Origin of the sequence: Companilactobacillus farciminis KCTC 3681 = DSM 20184 (assembly GCF_002706745.1) — a bacterium.
In the GTDB taxonomy this organism is placed as follows: domain Bacteria; phylum Bacillota; class Bacilli; order Lactobacillales; family Lactobacillaceae; genus Companilactobacillus; species Companilactobacillus farciminis.
The window spans coordinates 133,256-149,822 of record NZ_CP017702.1 but is presented as its reverse complement, the minus strand read 5'-3'; the positions used below and the strand labels follow the sequence as shown (position 1 = coordinate 149,822).

Below are 16,567 nucleotides of genomic sequence, written 5' to 3'. Positions count from 1 at the left end.
ACGCAAGATTATTCTAGTGGAACTTTTTTTAGAACCAAACACTACTAAAAATAGATGCCATCGCAATACCGTCATACCTTGTCTCTTTGCCCTTTAATTGATAATACAATTTGAACATTGCTTCAGGGAAATCTTTCTTATTGATTAAATAATCGACAGGAATTTCCTTGCACAATTTTGAGGCGACCAAATCAGCTGTACCATCCTTTTCTAGTTCCTGAGCAGCTCTAAAAATTACTTCTTTCAAATCGGGGCGTTTATCCATTTCTGGGTCATTATAAGCCTGACTTAATTGTCTCATCATTTTTTCCACTTTATCCATCGTAAATCTTCCCTTCAAAACATGCGTTTCGCGTACATTCAATCTAACATTTTGTTTGAAAAGTCCTGTCAAAATATCATGAACGTAGTTTTTCTATTCCTGAAACTAGATTTCGAGAAGATATTTCCCCCTCTCAGGATATCCATAATTAATTTATGAGTAATTATGCGATAATTAATACATAAAGGGGGGATAAAATGATTTATATTGTGCCATTTGTCTATAATATTGGGCAAATTTTAACTTGGGGCATTTTTTATTGTGTCTTCAACCAGCTCTTTCGTCCCAAAGTTTATCCCCTAATAGTTCTATGGATTTTTTCGAGTTTTAGTCAAATTTTTCTAGGAAATTGGTCATATTTTATTACCGCAATTTTACTTTATTTAACTTTTGGACATCATCCTAAGATAAACTTTTTCTTGATCAATACCATCATCTTGAGTTCATTATTACGTTTAATTTCTGAATTTTTTGCGGACACGACTACTATTGTTTTTTATGATTATCACATCTCCACTAAAAGCCTATTTGGCAGTATCAGTTTCGTTTTAATCACAGTCATCATCGAGCTTGCCCTCAATTTATGCTTCATTCTGACTTATCGCTATTTTAATTTAGAAGAACATTGGAATATCAAGCATTCCTATTTATTCACCTTATTATTCGGTTATCTATTTATTGTTATTTATTTTTTCATGCAAATTATTCAAAACTACCAAGTTTATTCCGATTTAGTTTCTGGAGCAATGCTGTTCATCTTAATACAATGTGCATTTATCGTCATTCTATTTTTGAAAAGTGATCAAACCCAAAAAGAAGCTTATAGCCGCGAACTTACTAAAGAACAACTAAAAAACCTAAAAATGTATACCGATCAATTGGAACACGACCAAATCAACCTTCAAAAATTTGAACATAATTACAAAAAAACCATCTCTGGTTTAAGAAGAATTTCTCAAACGAGTGACTACTCAGAAATCCAAAAATCACTAACTAATCTTGAAAGCTATTCTGACAGTTACTTTGATAATATCTCAATGCAACTGTTCAAGGATTTAAATAACGTTCAGAATTCTTATTTAAAGAGCCTTCTTATCAGTAAATTAACTCTGATCAGTCAAAAGAAAATCAATTGTCATTTCGAATGCCAAGACGTCGTCGACAAATTAAACATTAATATCTTTGATTTGGTTCGATTACTCGGAATTTCTCTCGACAATGCTATTGAAGCGACAGCCAAGAACAAAGGCGAGATCCAAATCGCTCTAATCCAGGAATCAAAACAGCTATCTATCATTATCAACAACACTATTTTTTCGCATAACGACGTTACAAAGATGATGCAAGATGGCTTTACTACCAAGAAGAACCATTCTGGTTTCGGACTAGTCAATGTTGCTGACATTGAAAAAAAATATCCCAACTTATTCGTACAATATCGTCAAAACCACCACTGGTTCAATCTAACTATCGTAATTATCAAATAATGGAGGAGCTATGCTCATAAACTTATCAGATCCGCATATTCTAAGATTGATCTTATCTTGGAGTATTTTTTACTACGTTTTGAACTTGACCTATCATACTAGGTTTCCAGATAAAATACGTCTCCAAAAATACACTCTGTTAGTGTTTATTTCAGTTATTCTTCACTTATTTTTAGCTGGTTTTGCTTTACCAATAATTTTTGTGATTATTTATTGGCAACTGCATTCTAAGGAGAATAACTACTATTTAATTAATCTAATCATCCTAAACTTATTAGTTAAACTACTAGCAGTTCTCATCCCAACCCCACTCATTATGTTATTGTTCCCAACAGGTTTCGATAATTACGCTTGTTCACTAACAGTTGGTTTATTGGAGTTCATTCTTTCTGTTGCTTTCGTTTATTTTTACAATTATTTTAATTTAACGGCTTTCTTCATTAACCGTCATAACGCTATAATCGGTATCTTGATTGGTTATCTTTACGTAGCCCTATACATGGCACTCATACTCTTGCAGCATTTCCAAACCTATACCACTCTAATTACGGGAATTTTGATTTTTGTTCTCATTCAACTCAATTTCATCGTATTTATCTTCATTAAGGCTCACCGTAAACGACAAGAAATTTATCAAGATCAATTTTCCAAAGAGCAGGTCCACAATCTAAAGCTCTACACTGACCAATTAGAAAGTGATCAATTGAAATTGCGCCATTTCAAACACGATTATAAGAATTTACTTTTCAGTTTAAAAACTGTCGTCCAAGAAAAGAGCCCTCAAGCAATCAATCAGGCTTTGGACAATTTAGAAAATTATTCAGACGACTATTTGAATAATTTATCAATGGATTTGTATCAAGACTTAAATAATGTCAAAAATCCTTATTTAAAGAGTCTTTTTATCAGTAAATTACGTACTATCAACCAAGCTGACGTTACGGTTCACTTCACTTGTGCCCAAAAATTATCTGAAGTACCAATCAACATCCTCGATTTAATTAAATTGCTCAACCAAGCTATCGACAATGCTATCACTGATACGCAGACACAAACTCATGGCGAGATTCAGCTGTCGATTATTCAAGAGGATCAACAGTTAGCTTTTCTGATCAACAATACTTTATCTAATTTGCCAACTACCAAAATGGAAAAAGATTATTTGGAACTCTTACCCATTAAGGAATTAAAGAAACAGTATTCTAATTTATTCATTCAACATAGTAAAAATGCCAAGTGGTTTCGATTCCACATCACATTAATCAAAGGAGCAAGATAAAATGAGCTATCCTATCGTTCTTTGCGAAGATGAAACAATTCAACTACACCAACTAAATGATCTAATGGAAAATTACATTCTCTTTCATAATGAATTTCACGTTGCCCTACAAGCTAGTAACCCCGATGCCGTAGTGGATTTCTTAGAAAAGGAAGCTCCTCAAAACGGTATTTATTTTCTCGATATTGATTTAAAAGCACAGATCAACGGTATTCAATTGGCTCAAATCATTCGTCAGACTGACGTTCAAGCTGAAATAATCTTCGTTACAACGCATGATGAATTAGCCCCTTTGACTTTGAAACGTAAAGTTGCCGCATTAGACTTCATCGAAAAAGACCAGCCTCTGGATGATTATCGTCAAGAAATTTATGATACACTCGATTACGCCAAAGAGTTAATCGACAAGACTAGAAACGTTCAACACAAAGGTTTCTCATTTGAAGTTGGCTCTCAAGTTTATAACTTAGACCGTTCGGAAGTTATCTTTTTGGAAGCTTCTGATATCCCACACCGTCTCAATTTAATTTCTACCAATGGCCGCTTCGAATTTTATGGAAAATTAACTGAATTGGAAGAAAAATATGATTTTCTCTTCCGAATCAGTCGTTCATGTTTGATTAACCCTGAAAATATTCAGCACGTTGATTTCTCCATTCGAAAAATCCGATTTTTAGACGGCTCTACTCGGAAATTTTCCATCGGTAAATCAAAAAAGCTCAAGCAAGTCATCCAACAAGAATTATAACTATCAAAAAAATGCTTCTCCTACAATCGTAGGGAAGCATTTTTTGAATTAAGAATATCTATTAAAGAATAGGCTGTCTCGAAACTAGTCGTTCGTTGAGAAATCTGAGAAATTTGTTCCCACAGACGTCTCGAATAATCATTAAAAATTAAGTGTTCATCACTTTTAGCATGGTTAACAGATTTGATTAATTCGTTAACTCGCTTGTCAAAGAGTGAACCGCGATATTGTTTATTGGAAAGTTCTTGAACTGAGTCAGTTACCAACTGCTCAATTTCTTGATTAATTACTGATTCATTAATTTGCTTGCTAAAAGATTTCTCGAATTCAACTAATAACGACAGCAATAATTTTTGTTTTGAATTATCCATTTGTATTTTCACCCGTATATTAATATAACTGATTTTGGCTAGAATAGATACCATTTTTGTACGATTGTCTGGTGTATAATAAAACGTATACATTTTATTAATTATCAGGAGAAATTATGAACAAACAATTTTATAAGACAATCAATTTTTGGTATGGCGTTGCCATGCTAGTAGTCGGCATTATTTTTATCGACCACTCAACTGAATCAACCTGGCTCTTAATCGATGCTATCTTCATCATTGCTGCAGTAGTATTCTTCCTACTCAGCTTATTTCACAAGCCAAAGCCTAAAAAAGAAAATGACCGCAATCCTTTAATGTAAAAAGCTATTTCTACCTATTATATAGCTTCAAAGGGTCTTCCATGTTATTATTTAAACAGTTTATTGAAAGGATGGTATTTCATCATGCGCTTAAGAATTAATATCATTGCAAATAATTTATAATAAAATGGCATTGTTACCCTGGGGTAATTAGTGCCACCAGGAGGATTTATGAAAGAATCTAATTTAACTTTTGAAAAAACACGTGTCATCGTTGCCGGAGTCAGCCACTTACAAGCTGATTTCGAGTATACGATGCAAGAACTCGCTTCATTAGTCGAAGCCAACAATATGGAAGTCGCTGATACAATTATCCAAAACGCTGATACTGTCAGTGGAGCGACCTACTTTGGTTCTGGTAAAGTTCACGAGATCAAAGAAATCGCCAACGCAGACGATGTACAAATTGTCGTTTTAAATGACGAATTGACACCTTCACAAATTCGTAACCTCGAAAAAGAAACTAAACTAAGTTTCATGGATCGAACAGAATTGATCTTACAAGTGTTTTCAACCAGAGCTCAAACTAAACAAGCTAAGCTTCAAGTTGAAATCGCCAAGCTTCAATATCAGTTGCCACGAATTCATCCATCGGGTAATCCTTTGGATCAACAATCCGCTTCCGGTGGTTTGGCTAACCGTGGTGCTGGTGAATCAAAACTAGAACTTGATCGTCGAGTTATTAGAAAACGAATCACCGCCTTACGTAACGAACTCAAAACGGTCGATAAGACAATCAACGTTCAAAGTAGACGTCGAACTAATACTTCTCTACCATTAGTTTCTCTAGTTGGTTATACGAATGCTGGTAAATCAACGACGATGAATGGATTGTTGAATTTCAACAAAGAAAACTCTCAAGACCGTAAAGTTTTTGAAAAGAACATGCTCTTTGCCACTTTGGATACAAGCGTTAGACGAATCGACTTGGAAGACAATACGAGTTTTCTACTTTCCGATACCGTCGGCTTTGTTAGCAAGCTGCCCCACAACTTAGTTGAATCTTTCAAGACTACTTTGAAGGAAGCTCAAGCGGCTGACCTCTTGATTCAAGTAATTGATGTCAGCGATGAACATTGGAAGAACATGATCGACGTTACAGAGAAGACCTTAAAAGAAATCGGTGTGACTGATAAGCCAATGATTTATGCTTTCAACAAAGCTGATCTAAAAGAAGGTCAACAATTCCCTACTATCGAAGGCGATAATATTTATTATTCAGCCATTGATAAGGAATCGATCGAAAAATTAGTCGACTTGATTAAATTAAAAATCTTCAATAATTATCAAAAGGCTGATTTGCTAGTTCCTTACAGCGACCAGAAGGTTACTGAAGAAATTTTACGAAACTCCCAAGTACTCAAAAAAGAGTTCACGAATGATGGTTCTTTGATTACTGCTAATCTGAGTCCTACAGAATTAGAAAAGTTTAATAAATATATCAAAACAGAGATGTCTGAATAACAGATTTCTCTGTTTTTCTTTGCATTTTTGTCCATAATGTATTATTATTTTATAAACATTAGAATTTTTCTAATTAAGGGCATTGTATTTTAATATTCATTAGTTTATTCTAAGAATAATTACTTTAGGGAGGTTAAACAATGAAATTCAAGAAGAAGTATTTACTTGCATTGTTACCGATATTTCTATTCGCATTAGTTCTGAGTGGCTGTGGCTCTTCTACTGAAAAAGATAGCAAAGACACCCTCTCAATCAGTTCTAATGATGTTATTGCAACAATGGATTCATCTATGAACACTGATGTTATCGGGGCTCAAAATTTAACTAACACTATGGAAGGTCTTTACAGATACGATGGTAAAGAATTGAAGCCTGCTATAGCTAAGAAAGTCGTTAAACCTACTAATGGTGGTAAGGTCTACACTTTCAATTTAAGACATACTAAGTGGTCCAACGGCAAACCCGTAACTGCTAACGATTTCGTTTATGCATGGAGAAGAACCGTCGATCCAAAGACTGCTTCACAATATGCCTACATTTACACTGGTATTAAAAACGCTGATAAAATCAGTGCCGGTAAGAAACCAGTAAATTCTTTAGGTATTAAAGCTTTGGATAAATACACTCTTCAAGTTACTTTGGAAGATGCTATTCCATACTTCAACACTTTGATGGCTAGTTCAACATTCTACCCACAATACAAACCGGCAGTAGAAAAAGCTGGTAAGCAATATGGTTTGAAGAGTAAAGGAATGGTCTTCAACGGACCTTTCAAACTAGTTAACTGGTCTGTTTCAAGTAACAGTTGGACTGAAGTTAAGAACAACTCATATTGGAATGCTAAAGCCGTTAAATTAAAGAAATTAAAATATTATGTTGTTAAGGATGCCAATACTGGTTTGAATCTTTACGATACTAACCGTATCAACCGTCTAGAAAAACTTGGTGGTGACACTGCTCGTCAAGTTTCAAACTACAAGACATTCTCAATGGATAAACAAACAGGTAACTTCTATCTTGAATTTAACCAAAAGAAGTACAAATTCTTCAAGAATCCTAAGATCAGACAAGCTATCTCAATGGCTATCAATCGTGATCAATTAACTAACAACGTTCTTGGTAAAACTGGTGGTATTGAACACACTATCGTCCCTGTAGGTATGTCATACAACCCTACAACTAAGGTCGACTTTACTAAAGAAAAGATGCTTCAATCTTCAAATAAATATACTGAATACAATCCAACCGAAGCTAAGAAACTTTGGGAGGAAGGTATCAAAGAAACTGGTCAAAAAGATCTCAGCTTTACCCTTCTAGGTGATGATACTGATGGTGCTAAGAAGCAAAACGAATACCTTCAAGGTCAACTAGAAAAGAACTTACCTGGATTGAAGATCACACTTCAAAACGTTCCATTTAAGTCTCGTCTAGATAAATCAACTAATGGTCAATTCGATATCGTTGTTACTGGTTGGAATGCCGATTATCCTGATCCTGTTACATTCTTGGATATCTTTACAACAACCAACTCACAAAATAATGGTAAATATTCTAATAAAGAATACGACGAATTAATCAACAAATCTAAGACAACTGACGCTACTGATGAAGATGCTAGATGGCAAGACCTTCTTCAAGCAACTAAGATCTTAACTGATGACCAAGGGGTAGTTCCTTTGTATCAATCATATCAAGCTAACTTGACTAGAACTAACGTCAAGAATTACCGTATGACACCAAATGGTAGTTACAACCTTGTCACTGTCTACAAAAAATAACTAAAGGTGAGGGAGATTAAATAATGACTAAATATATTCTCAGAAGAATTTTTTATTTATTCTTGACCCTCTTCATTATTGCGACAATAACTTTCTTCTTGATGAAGATGCTTCCTGGTACACCGTTCTCTAACCAGAACCGTATGTCCGCGGAACAACTGAAGATCGTTAAAGCCCAATATGGATTGGATCAATCAGTATTTGTTCAATATGTTCGTTATCTCGGTGGGTTATTACAAGGAAATCTTGGTACTTCCTTCCAATTCAACAATGAACCCGTTACATTATTAATCGGTCAAAGACTTGCTCCATCAATGCAAATTGGTGCTCAAGCTATGATCGTTGGTACTATCTTCGGTATCTTACTTGGTGCCGTTGCTGCTATTCGTAAAAACACATGGGTTGATACACTTGCAACATTCGTTTCAATTCTTGGCCTATCAATTCCATCTTTCGTTTTAGCCGTTTTACTTCAGTTCTACCTAGCCTACAAATGGAAGATTTATCCAGTTGCTCTATGGGACAACTTCCAATCAAGTGTCCTTCCAACAATTGCTCTAGCCGCATTGCCATTAGGTACTGTCGCTCGTTTCATGAGAACCGAAATGGTGGACGTTTTGAGTAGTGACTATATCGAATTAGCCAAATCAAAAGGTAACTCTAACTGGAAAGTTGTTACAAAGCACGCCTTACGTAATTCATTGATTCCAGTTGTTACTATCATCGGTCCAATGGCAGTTTCTGTTATGACTGGTTCTATGGTTGTTGAGAACATCTTCTCAATCCCTGGTATTGGTGAACAATTCGTTAAATCAATTACTACAAATGACTACCCTACTATCATGGGTCTTACAATCTTCTATTCATTCTTATTAATCATAGTTTACTTGATCGTCGATATCCTTTATGGACTAATCGATCCAAGAATTAGACTAGGAAACGGAGGTAAAGAATAATGGAACAAATTCCTCAAATTCCTAAGGAAAAATTTAAATTAGTTCATGATGATAACAACAAAGAACAAGAAAAAATTGGTACTCCTTCACTAACTTACATGCAAGATGTTCGCCGTCGTTTGTTCAAAAACAAAGTCGCCGTTGTCTGCTTGACATTGTTATCAATTATCGTTTTAATCTCCGTCTTTGCCCCAATCATCGCTCCACACAATCCTAATGCTCAACAAGTTACTATGTCTAACTTGCCTCCTAAACTAGGGCAATTGAACATCCCCGGATTCAATGGTTATCAAAACATGGGTGGTCACATGGTCGATGCTTATAAGCAAGCCGGAGCCCCTAAAGATGCTTTCTATCTTCTAGGTACTGACTACCTTGGACGTGATCTTCTTTCAAGAATTATCTACGGTACTAGACTTTCATTAGTCGTTGCTGTTCTTGCTACATTAGTTGACCTTCTAATCGGGGTACCTTATGGTATCGTTTCTGGTTGGAAAGGTGGCAAAACTGATACATTCATGCAACGTATCGTTGAAATTGTTTCATCAATCCCTAACTTGATCGTTGTTATCTTGATGATGATCGTTCTAAAACCAGGTCTAACATCTATCGTTATTGCGATTGCGATTACTGGTTGGGTTACAATGGCGCGTCTGGTGCGTGCTCAGACCTTCCAGTTAAAGGAACAAGAATATATCTTAGCTGCTAGAACTCTTGGTGAGTCATCAACTAAGATTGCTACAAAGCACTTGATTCCTAACCTATCTTCAACAATCATTATTCAAACAATGTTTACAATTCCGAATGCCATTTTCTTCGAAGCCTTCCTAAGTTTCATTGGTATTGGTATTCCCGCACCAAACGCATCATTAGGTACACTTTTATCAGATGGTCAAAAAGCCTTCAGATTCTTACCTTATCAAATGTGGGCTCCGGCTATTATCTTGAGTATTATCATGATTGCCACTAACCTTCTTGGTGATGGTCTACGTGATGCCTTTGACCCACAATCATCTGATCATTAACTAAGGAGAAATCGAAATGGATAAAATTCTAGAAGTAAAAGATTTACATGTAGACTTTGATACCTATAACGGTACTGTCCATGCCATCCGTGGTGTTAACTTCCATTTAAACGCCGGTGAAACCTTAGCTATTGTTGGTGAATCTGGTTCTGGTAAGTCCGTTACAGTTCGTGCCGTTCTACAATTGTTGGCTTCTAACGCCAAAATCTCTAAAGGAGAAGTCCTCTATCATGGAGATGACCTCCTTCAAAGAAGCGATAAGGAAATGGATAAGATTCGTGGAAATAAAATTTCGATGATTTTCCAAGACCCTATGACTTCACTTGATCCTACTATGACAATCGGAAAACAAGTTGCTGAACCTCTTTTGATTCACAACAACGTTTCCAAAAAAGATGCCCTCCAACGTGCTGAGGAAGTTCTTCGCTTGGTTGGTATCCCTAATCCTAAAGCCAGAATGAATGATTATCCGCACCAATTCTCTGGTGGTCAACGTCAACGTATCGTTATTGCGATTGCTATTGTTGATTATCCTGAAATTCTTATCGCTGATGAACCTACAACAGCCCTTGATGTTACTGTTCAAGCTCAAATCATTGATCTATTAAAAGAATTGCAACAAAAAATTGGTACTTCAATCATTTTCATTACCCACGATTTAGGTGTTGTTGCTGGTATTGCTGATCGTGTTGCTGTTATGTATGCCGGACGCTTCGTTGAATACGGAAACGTTGACGAAGTATTCTACAATCCTCAACACCCTTACACATGGGGCTTGCTTGACTCTATGCCTACTCTAGACACTAGTGAGTCAGCTCGTTTGAACTCAATTCCTGGTACCCCACCAAACCTCTTGAATCCCCCAAAGGGCGACGCGTTTGCCCCACGTAACAAGTATGCTTTGGAAATCGACGAAGAAGAGCAACCACCATTCTTCAAAGTTTCTAAAACTCACTACGCAGCCACTTGGTTGCTACATCCAGATGCACCAAAGGTTACCCCACCCGAAGGCATCTTAAAACGTTTTGAAAAATTCCAAAAGTTAGGAGGCAATGCTAAATAATGGCAGATGAAAAACAAGTAATCGTATCCGTAAAACATCTAAAACAATATTTCAACATTGGCAAGCCTAACGAAGTTAAAGCTGTTGATGACGTTTCATTCGATATTTATAAAGGTGAAACTTTTGGCCTCGTTGGTGAATCTGGTTCTGGTAAAAGTACTACTGGACGTAGTATTATCAGACTTTACAACCCAACTGATGGACACATTTTCTTCAATGGCCAAGACATTAGTACTATCAAAGCTCATGGACCTAAGATGAAGGAATTCCGTCGTGAAATGCAGATGATTTTCCAAGATCCTTATGCTTCATTAAACCCAAGAATGAAAGTTAAGGATATCATCGCTGAAGGTCTTGATGTCCATGGTCTAGTTAAAAATGAAGAGGAACGTGACCAAAGAGTCCGTGAATTGCTCGACATGGTTAACTTAAACCCTGAACATATGACTCGTTACCCATACGAGTTCTCTGGTGGTCAACGTCAACGTATCGGTATCGCTCGTGCTTTGGCTGTTGATCCTCAATTCATCATCGCCGATGAACCTATCTCAGCCCTTGATGTTTCTATCCAAGCCCAAGTTGTTAACTTGATGCAAGATATCCAAAAGAAACAAGGACTAACTTATCTCTTCATCGCCCATGATCTTTCCATGGTTAAGTACATCAGTGACAGAATCGCTGTTATGTACCGTGGTAAAATCGTTGAATTAGCAGAATCCAACGAGATTTACAACAATCCATTACACGCCTACACACAAAGTCTTTTGTCAGCTATCCCCGTTCCTGATCCTGAAATTGAAAAGAAACGGACCAGAATCGACTTTGACCACAAGAGTCCATTCAAAGATGATCAAAGACTTCAAGAAGTATTACCTGGCCACTTCCTCTATTGCAGTGACGAAGAGGCTAAGAAGTATCAAAAATAGACCAGAAAATGAGTGCAGACATTTCCTAGTCTATTCGACAAAATCCAAATCCAATACCAAACAAATATTATTTTACATAAGGAAAGGAGCTAGCCATCTGGCTAGCTCCTTTTGTATTTGCGTTTGTCATAAGCAATTTCTTCTTTCTTTTTAAATTCTATATATTTAAGGGGGAGGATAAATATATTGAAAAAATCATGTTTTAATTTTTAATTATCTATTTTAAATGTTGCTTGTATAGTCATCGAGTCACCTCTTCGTTTCTTGACTATGCTTATATAATAACGGCTAAATATGAAGTAATAATTGGATTTTTGAGAAATAAATCGTAAGTAATTGTGAAGAAAAATCGACATTTAGTATTGTAGAAAGCAAAAAACTCGCCATTTCGACGAGTTTTCTTTTTGTGATATTTGCGGGGAACAAATATCAAACTGTTTTTTAGGAAATTAACTTTTTATATCTTTAGGGGGGAGATATTTGAAAAAGTTTTTATCTATGTGTTTATAAGGGGATTAAATTTTAAAAATAGAGTATTTATATAGGGGTTTATTTCTATTCATGTGTAAAGTGAGTTATCTAAGAAAATAATATCTTGCGGGGGTTTTCCAATTTCATCCGGTCACTTCTTTCAAGTAAATTCTTTATTAGGGGGGGAATTCATAATTTATATTTTTAATAATCTTATAACTAAGAACAAATTGCTTTGTTGCTTTGTTATTTGACTATGCTTATATAATAGCGGGAATTTATGAAGTAATAATTGCTAAACTACGAATTAATTTATAACAATTTATGAAGAATTTGTGACTTGCCTCAAGCCTTATTACCTGAATTAGCATTTAAGCTGTTTTATACTTAAATTAAAATAATAATAAAGTGAGGGATTTTTATGAAATTAACGAAAGATCAAAAGGTCGATTTGAAGGCAGCCGTTGTTGCGGGGACAGCTGCTGGTATCGTTTCTGGCTTTGTCAAACTAGGATGGGAAAATGTCTTGCCACCTCGTACTCCAGAACGTGACGCCGTAAACCCTCCTCAAACTTTAATGGAACAATTTGGCATTCCTAAGAAAATCACTCGAGGTACTTATACTTACTCTGATCAACAAATGCCTTGGGCTAGTTTTTTGATGCACTTTGGTTTCTCTACTTCATTTGCCATCATCTATGAAGTCTTGTCAGAATACAAACCATTCATTAGAAAAGGCTCTGGTGCAATTTTTGGTTTGGCTATCTGGGTTGCCTTCCATATCGGTATCATGCCTATGATGAAGACTGTTCCTAGTCCTAAAGATCAACCAACTGAAGAACATATCTCAGAAGCTCTCGGTCACATTGCTTGGATGTGGACCAACGATATCGTCGGCCGTGAACTATATCGTCGTCTAACTAAGTAGGTTCCTTTTGGATAAATGGAAAACTTCATTAACTGAACGAATCAGTTATGGTCTAAGCGATGCAGCGGATAACCTTGTCTTTCAAATGATGACTACCTACCTATTATTCTTTTATACTGACGTTTTTGGACTGACTGCTAACGAAGTAGCCATCCTATTTGTAGTGGCTAGAACCGCTGACGTCTTTGAAAGTTTAATTATCGGTGTCATGATCGACAATACTCACTCTAAATGGGGTAAAAGTCGACCTTTCTTCCTATGGTACTCATTTCCTTACGTAGTATTCGCCATTTTGACCTTTGTTACGCCTAACTTCCTTCCACACTCTGGGAAACTTATTTGGGCATACGTTACTTATCTAGGCTTAGGATTCTTCTACACAGCCGTTAATTTGCCAATTACTTCGATCTTGCCAACAATGACTAATAATGAACAGGAAACAACTCTCTTAGGCGTTATTAGACAGTTTTTCGGCAGTTCCGTCCAAATTATCGTGGCTGTCTTTACGATTCCCCTAGTCAACCTATTCGGTCACGGAGACCAAGAAAAAGGTTTCTTAGGGACCATTATTCTCTTTGGTATCATTTCATTATTCTTAATTTTGAATACATTCTTTCACGTGCGTGAACGTTACACTAACAAAGAAATCAGTCATCAACCAATCTCTGAAGTTTGGAAAATGCTCAAGCAAAATAAACCTTGGATCGTCATTTCCATTGTTATCTTCTTATATTGGCTGACAACTTCAATTAAAAATCAAACGACAATTTATTACTTTAAATACGTTATCCATGATGAAAATTTAGTTTCTATCGCCAATAGTTTTACTTTCACAGCACTAATCGGTGTTGTAGCAATTTACTTCGTCTCAGCCAAATTAGGTAAGAAAAACACAATGCTATTAGGTATCGTGACGGCTTTTGTTGGTCAATTGATCATCACCTTTGCTGCTTATACAACCAACTTGCCAATTTTATTCGCTGGTATTTTCATCAACTGTATCGGTGGTGGCTTCATCATTGGACTAGTTTCAATCATGATTGCCGATACGATTCGTTATGGAACCGCAATGGGTATTCAAGCTGAAGGTGTCTTGGCTTCTACTGACGACTTTGGTGTTAACTTAGGTTTGGGACTCGGTGGTTTAATTACTGCTGAATCGTTGCAGATCTCTGGTTATGTTTCAAACAAAGCTCAAACTGCTACTACGATTTCTGCTATTAATTTAAATTACGCTTTAATCCCCTTAATTTTATACGTCATCATGTTTTTAATTTTATTGGGATATAATGAAAAGAAAATTATTCAAGCAATTAAATAAAGAAGGCAAATATGCAACAAGAATCTCTTTTTGCCAATCAAAATAACGATGACGACAATACTCCTCTAGCAAACCGGGTCAGACCGACGACGTTAGAGGAGTTTGTTGGTCAAAAACATTTGATTGGTGACAAAAAAATCTTACGAGAAATTATCGATCAAGACAAAATCCCCTCACTAATTTTCTGGGGTCCCCCTGGGGTTGGCAAAACTACACTGGCCGAAATTATCGCCAAAAAAACTAAAGCCAATTTCATCACTTTTAGTGCCGTCACTAGTGGAATTAATGACATCAAAAAAGTCATGAAAGAAGCTGAGCTCAATCGAGAAATGGGTCAGAAAACCATCGTCTTCATTGATGAAATTCATCGTTTCAACAAAGCTCAACAAGATGCCTTTTTACCTTTCGTCGAAAAAGGCAGTATCACTCTGATTGGTGCTACAACGGAAAATCCTTCGTTTGAAATCAACTCTGCCCTATTATCTCGTTGCAAAGTTTTCGTCCTGAAGTCTCTAACACAAGACGATTTAGTCGAATTACTGAATAACACGTTGAATAATCCCAAAGCTTTCAAAAAAGAAGTCGATATTCAAGCTGATACCTTACAATTAATTGCCGCTTACGCTAATGGTGATGCCAGAGTGGCTTTGAATACTTTGGAAATGGCCGTTATCAATTCTCAAACTAAAGATGATAAAATTACCGTCAACATCGATGATATCCGCCAGTTACTCAATACTAAATCACTGCGCTACGACAAGAATGGTGAAGAACACTACAACATCATTTCGGCTTTGCACAAATCAATGCGTAATAGCGATACTGATTCAGCTATTTATTGGACTACTCGGATGCTCGAAGGTGGCGAAGATCCACTGTACATCGCCAGACGACTAGTTCGATTTGCCTCAGAAGACATTGGTTTAGCCGATACGAATGCTTTAAACGTTGCCATCAATACTTTTCAAGCTTGTCAATTTTTAGGAATGCCTGAGTGTAACGTCCACTTGATTGAGTGTGTAATTTATTTGTCAGTTGCTCCAAAGTCAAATGCTGCTTACAAAGCACTCTTAAAAGCTCAAAAAGATGTTAAAAAGTATGGCAATTTACCAGTTCCTCTACAAATCAGAAATGCCCCAACTAAATTAATGAAAAATCTCGGTTACGGCAAAGACTATAAATTTGCCCACGACTATCAAGATAAATTAACTACGATGCAAACTGTTCCTGATGAAGTTTTAGGACATCAATACTACTCCCCAACTGAACAAGGACGAGAAAAACTTTTCAAACAGCGAATCGATTACATTAAAAAATGGCACGAAGAACACAACAAATAAACCGAAAAAACTCTTATTGGAGTCTTTTCGGTTTATTTTTATGCCATCTTAATTTCTTGTTATTATTCTATGAATAAGTTAGCATAAAGTCTGTAATAAAACACGTTTACATTTTTCTATTTTCATAAATGTTCCTTAGGAGATTCAATATGGATACAAAACAGTTATTAAAATCACTTTTAGAATCACTATATAAATACCCCACATTACAACAGACTTTATCAAGTAACTCTGAAAACAATAAAAAATCTCTTGCTTTACTTAAACCATTAAGTTACGTGTTCAATAAAATTAAAGCCCTATCATCCAAAACTCTAATCTTTGCTCTTGCTGTTTATGCTTGGAGTCTTTTAGTTTTAATCAGTATTGGCTTGTTTAGCTTAAGAATCAGTCCCTACTTTAGCTTTTACTTAATTATTTTTTCATCCCTTCTATTCCTATTAGTTTGGATAGTTCAAGCGTTATTGTATGGCGTAATGTCTGTTCTAGAACGAAGAATCTTAAGGGATTTCAAAATATACAAAACTGAAGAATACATAAGCAATTACATTTCCGATGGAGAAAAGCACTTCAATATTCTTAACAAAAGAGAATATAAAGACATTCCTGAAAATCTACTCAATTTGATCAAAATGGATGGTAAGACTTTGAGTTCTGATTTTCAATCAAAAGGTCTAATTACTGAAATAGTTAATGTAAGTTCAAATAATATTATTTATCTTCAATTCGAACCAAAATAAGAAAAGAGCCTTAATCAAGTCGATT

The 16,567-nt window shown here is 35.8% G+C and carries 16 protein-coding genes; 14 read left to right on the top strand and 2 right to left on the bottom strand.

Annotation, left to right across the window (positions count from 1 at the left end):
- Positions 1–28 precede the first annotated feature (28 nt).
- Positions 29–322, bottom strand: coding sequence for a bacteriocin immunity family protein (locus LF20184_RS00685; RefSeq protein ID WP_010019007.1), 294 nt, complete (start codon positions 320–322; stop codon positions 29–31).
- A 695-nt stretch (positions 323–1,017) separates the two neighbouring features.
- Between LF20184_RS00685 and LF20184_RS12810 the strand changes: the two genes are divergently transcribed.
- The 3 genes from LF20184_RS12810 to LF20184_RS00670 are packed head-to-tail and all read left to right on the top strand — an operon-like array spanning position 1,018 to position 3,836.
- A complete protein-coding gene (locus tag LF20184_RS12810) occupies positions 1,018–1,809 on the top strand; it encodes a sensor histidine kinase (RefSeq protein WP_198403323.1) in 792 nt (263 codons plus the stop codon).
- Positions 1,810–1,819: 10 nt separating this feature from the next.
- A complete protein-coding gene (locus LF20184_RS00675; RefSeq protein ID WP_010019011.1) occupies positions 1,820–3,088 on the top strand; it encodes a GHKL domain-containing protein in 1,269 nt (422 codons plus the stop codon).
- A 1-nt stretch (position 3,089) separates the two neighbouring features.
- Positions 3,090–3,836, top strand: coding sequence for a LytR/AlgR family response regulator transcription factor (locus LF20184_RS00670; protein ID WP_010019012.1), 747 nt, complete (start codon positions 3,090–3,092; stop codon positions 3,834–3,836).
- 20 nt (positions 3,837–3,856) lie between these two features.
- Here the strand turns inward: LF20184_RS00670 and LF20184_RS00665 are convergent, their stop codons facing one another.
- On the bottom strand, positions 3,857–4,207 hold the full coding sequence (locus LF20184_RS00665) for a hypothetical protein (protein ID WP_010019013.1): 351 nt from the start codon (positions 4,205–4,207) through the stop codon (positions 3,857–3,859).
- Positions 4,208–4,323: 116 nt separating this feature from the next.
- Here LF20184_RS00665 and LF20184_RS00660 point away from each other — a divergent pair, with 116 nt between their 5' ends.
- The 11 genes from LF20184_RS00660 (at position 4,324) to LF20184_RS00610 (ending at position 16,542) form a co-directional block, all read left to right on the top strand.
- Positions 4,324–4,530: a hypothetical protein gene (locus LF20184_RS00660; RefSeq protein WP_010019015.1), complete on the top strand. Its 207-nt coding sequence runs from the start codon at positions 4,324–4,326 to the stop codon at positions 4,528–4,530.
- A 171-nt stretch (positions 4,531–4,701) separates the two neighbouring features.
- Positions 4,702–5,994 carry a GTPase HflX gene (gene hflX, locus LF20184_RS00655; RefSeq protein ID WP_010019017.1) on the top strand — a complete coding sequence of 431 codons (1,293 nt, stop codon included), beginning with the start codon at positions 4,702–4,704 and terminating at the stop codon, positions 5,992–5,994.
- A 140-nt stretch (positions 5,995–6,134) separates the two neighbouring features.
- Positions 6,135–7,772, top strand: a complete 1,638-nt coding sequence (locus tag LF20184_RS00650; RefSeq protein WP_010019018.1) for a peptide ABC transporter substrate-binding protein — start codon at positions 6,135–6,137, stop codon at positions 7,770–7,772.
- A 23-nt stretch (positions 7,773–7,795) separates the two neighbouring features.
- Complete coding sequence (gene opp3b / locus LF20184_RS00645) at positions 7,796–8,728, top strand: oligopeptide ABC transporter permease (protein ID WP_010019019.1); 933 nt, start codon at positions 7,796–7,798, stop codon at positions 8,726–8,728.
- Complete coding sequence (locus tag LF20184_RS00640) at positions 8,728–9,753, top strand: ABC transporter permease (protein ID WP_010019020.1); 1,026 nt, start codon at positions 8,728–8,730, stop codon at positions 9,751–9,753. Before opp3b ends, LF20184_RS00640 begins: the two co-directional genes overlap by 1 nt.
- A gap of 16 nt (positions 9,754–9,769) precedes the next feature.
- On the top strand, positions 9,770–10,816 hold the full coding sequence (locus tag LF20184_RS00635) for an ABC transporter ATP-binding protein (protein WP_010019021.1): 1,047 nt from the start codon (positions 9,770–9,772) through the stop codon (positions 10,814–10,816).
- On the top strand, positions 10,816–11,742 hold the full coding sequence (locus LF20184_RS00630; RefSeq protein WP_010019023.1) for an ABC transporter ATP-binding protein: 927 nt from the start codon (positions 10,816–10,818) through the stop codon (positions 11,740–11,742). Before LF20184_RS00635 ends, LF20184_RS00630 begins: the two co-directional genes overlap by 1 nt.
- 892 nt (positions 11,743–12,634) lie before the next feature.
- Positions 12,635–13,141 carry a DUF1440 domain-containing protein gene (locus tag LF20184_RS00625; RefSeq protein ID WP_010019025.1) on the top strand — a complete coding sequence of 169 codons (507 nt, stop codon included), beginning with the start codon at positions 12,635–12,637 and terminating at the stop codon, positions 13,139–13,141.
- A gap of 7 nt (positions 13,142–13,148) precedes the next feature.
- Positions 13,149–14,462: a glycoside-pentoside-hexuronide (GPH):cation symporter gene (locus LF20184_RS00620; protein ID WP_010019026.1), complete on the top strand. Its 1,314-nt coding sequence runs from the start codon at positions 13,149–13,151 to the stop codon at positions 14,460–14,462.
- Between the two features lie 11 nt (positions 14,463–14,473).
- Positions 14,474–15,802, top strand: coding sequence for a replication-associated recombination protein A (locus tag LF20184_RS00615; RefSeq protein WP_010019027.1), 1,329 nt, complete (start codon positions 14,474–14,476; stop codon positions 15,800–15,802).
- A gap of 149 nt (positions 15,803–15,951) precedes the next feature.
- The gene (locus LF20184_RS00610; protein ID WP_010019028.1) at positions 15,952–16,542 is read left to right on the top strand and encodes a hypothetical protein; all 591 of its coding nucleotides are present in this window, start codon (positions 15,952–15,954) and stop codon (positions 16,540–16,542) included.
- Positions 16,543–16,567 lie beyond the last annotated feature (25 nt).

Excerpts from the sequence above, each read along its gene's own strand:
- LF20184_RS00630 (WP_010019023.1), top strand. The coding sequence starts at position 10,816 with ATGGCAGATGAAAAACAAGTAATCGTATCCGTAAAACATCTAAAACAA.
- LF20184_RS00650 (WP_010019018.1), top strand. The coding sequence starts at position 6,135 with ATGAAATTCAAGAAGAAGTATTTACTTGCATTGTTACCGATATTTCTA.
- LF20184_RS12810 (WP_198403323.1), top strand. The coding sequence starts at position 1,018 with ATGCAAATTATTCAAAACTACCAAGTTTATTCCGATTTAGTTTCTGGA.
- LF20184_RS00610 (WP_010019028.1), top strand. The coding sequence starts at position 15,952 with ATGGATACAAAACAGTTATTAAAATCACTTTTAGAATCACTATATAAA.
- LF20184_RS00685 (WP_010019007.1), bottom strand. The coding sequence starts at position 322 with ATGGATAAAGTGGAAAAAATGATGAGACAATTAAGTCAGGCTTATAAT.
- LF20184_RS00615 (WP_010019027.1), top strand. The coding sequence starts at position 14,474 with ATGCAACAAGAATCTCTTTTTGCCAATCAAAATAACGATGACGACAAT.
- LF20184_RS00675 (WP_010019011.1), top strand. The coding sequence starts at position 1,820 with ATGCTCATAAACTTATCAGATCCGCATATTCTAAGATTGATCTTATCT.
- LF20184_RS00670 (WP_010019012.1), top strand. The coding sequence starts at position 3,090 with ATGAGCTATCCTATCGTTCTTTGCGAAGATGAAACAATTCAACTACAC.
- LF20184_RS00665 (WP_010019013.1), bottom strand. The coding sequence starts at position 4,207 with ATGGATAATTCAAAACAAAAATTATTGCTGTCGTTATTAGTTGAATTC.
- LF20184_RS00635 (WP_010019021.1), top strand. The coding sequence starts at position 9,770 with ATGGATAAAATTCTAGAAGTAAAAGATTTACATGTAGACTTTGATACC.
- LF20184_RS00660 (WP_010019015.1), top strand. The coding sequence starts at position 4,324 with ATGAACAAACAATTTTATAAGACAATCAATTTTTGGTATGGCGTTGCC.
- hflX (WP_010019017.1), top strand. The coding sequence starts at position 4,702 with ATGAAAGAATCTAATTTAACTTTTGAAAAAACACGTGTCATCGTTGCC.
- LF20184_RS00640 (WP_010019020.1), top strand. The coding sequence starts at position 8,728 with ATGGAACAAATTCCTCAAATTCCTAAGGAAAAATTTAAATTAGTTCAT.
- opp3b (WP_010019019.1), top strand. The coding sequence starts at position 7,796 with ATGACTAAATATATTCTCAGAAGAATTTTTTATTTATTCTTGACCCTC.
- LF20184_RS00625 (WP_010019025.1), top strand. The coding sequence starts at position 12,635 with ATGAAATTAACGAAAGATCAAAAGGTCGATTTGAAGGCAGCCGTTGTT.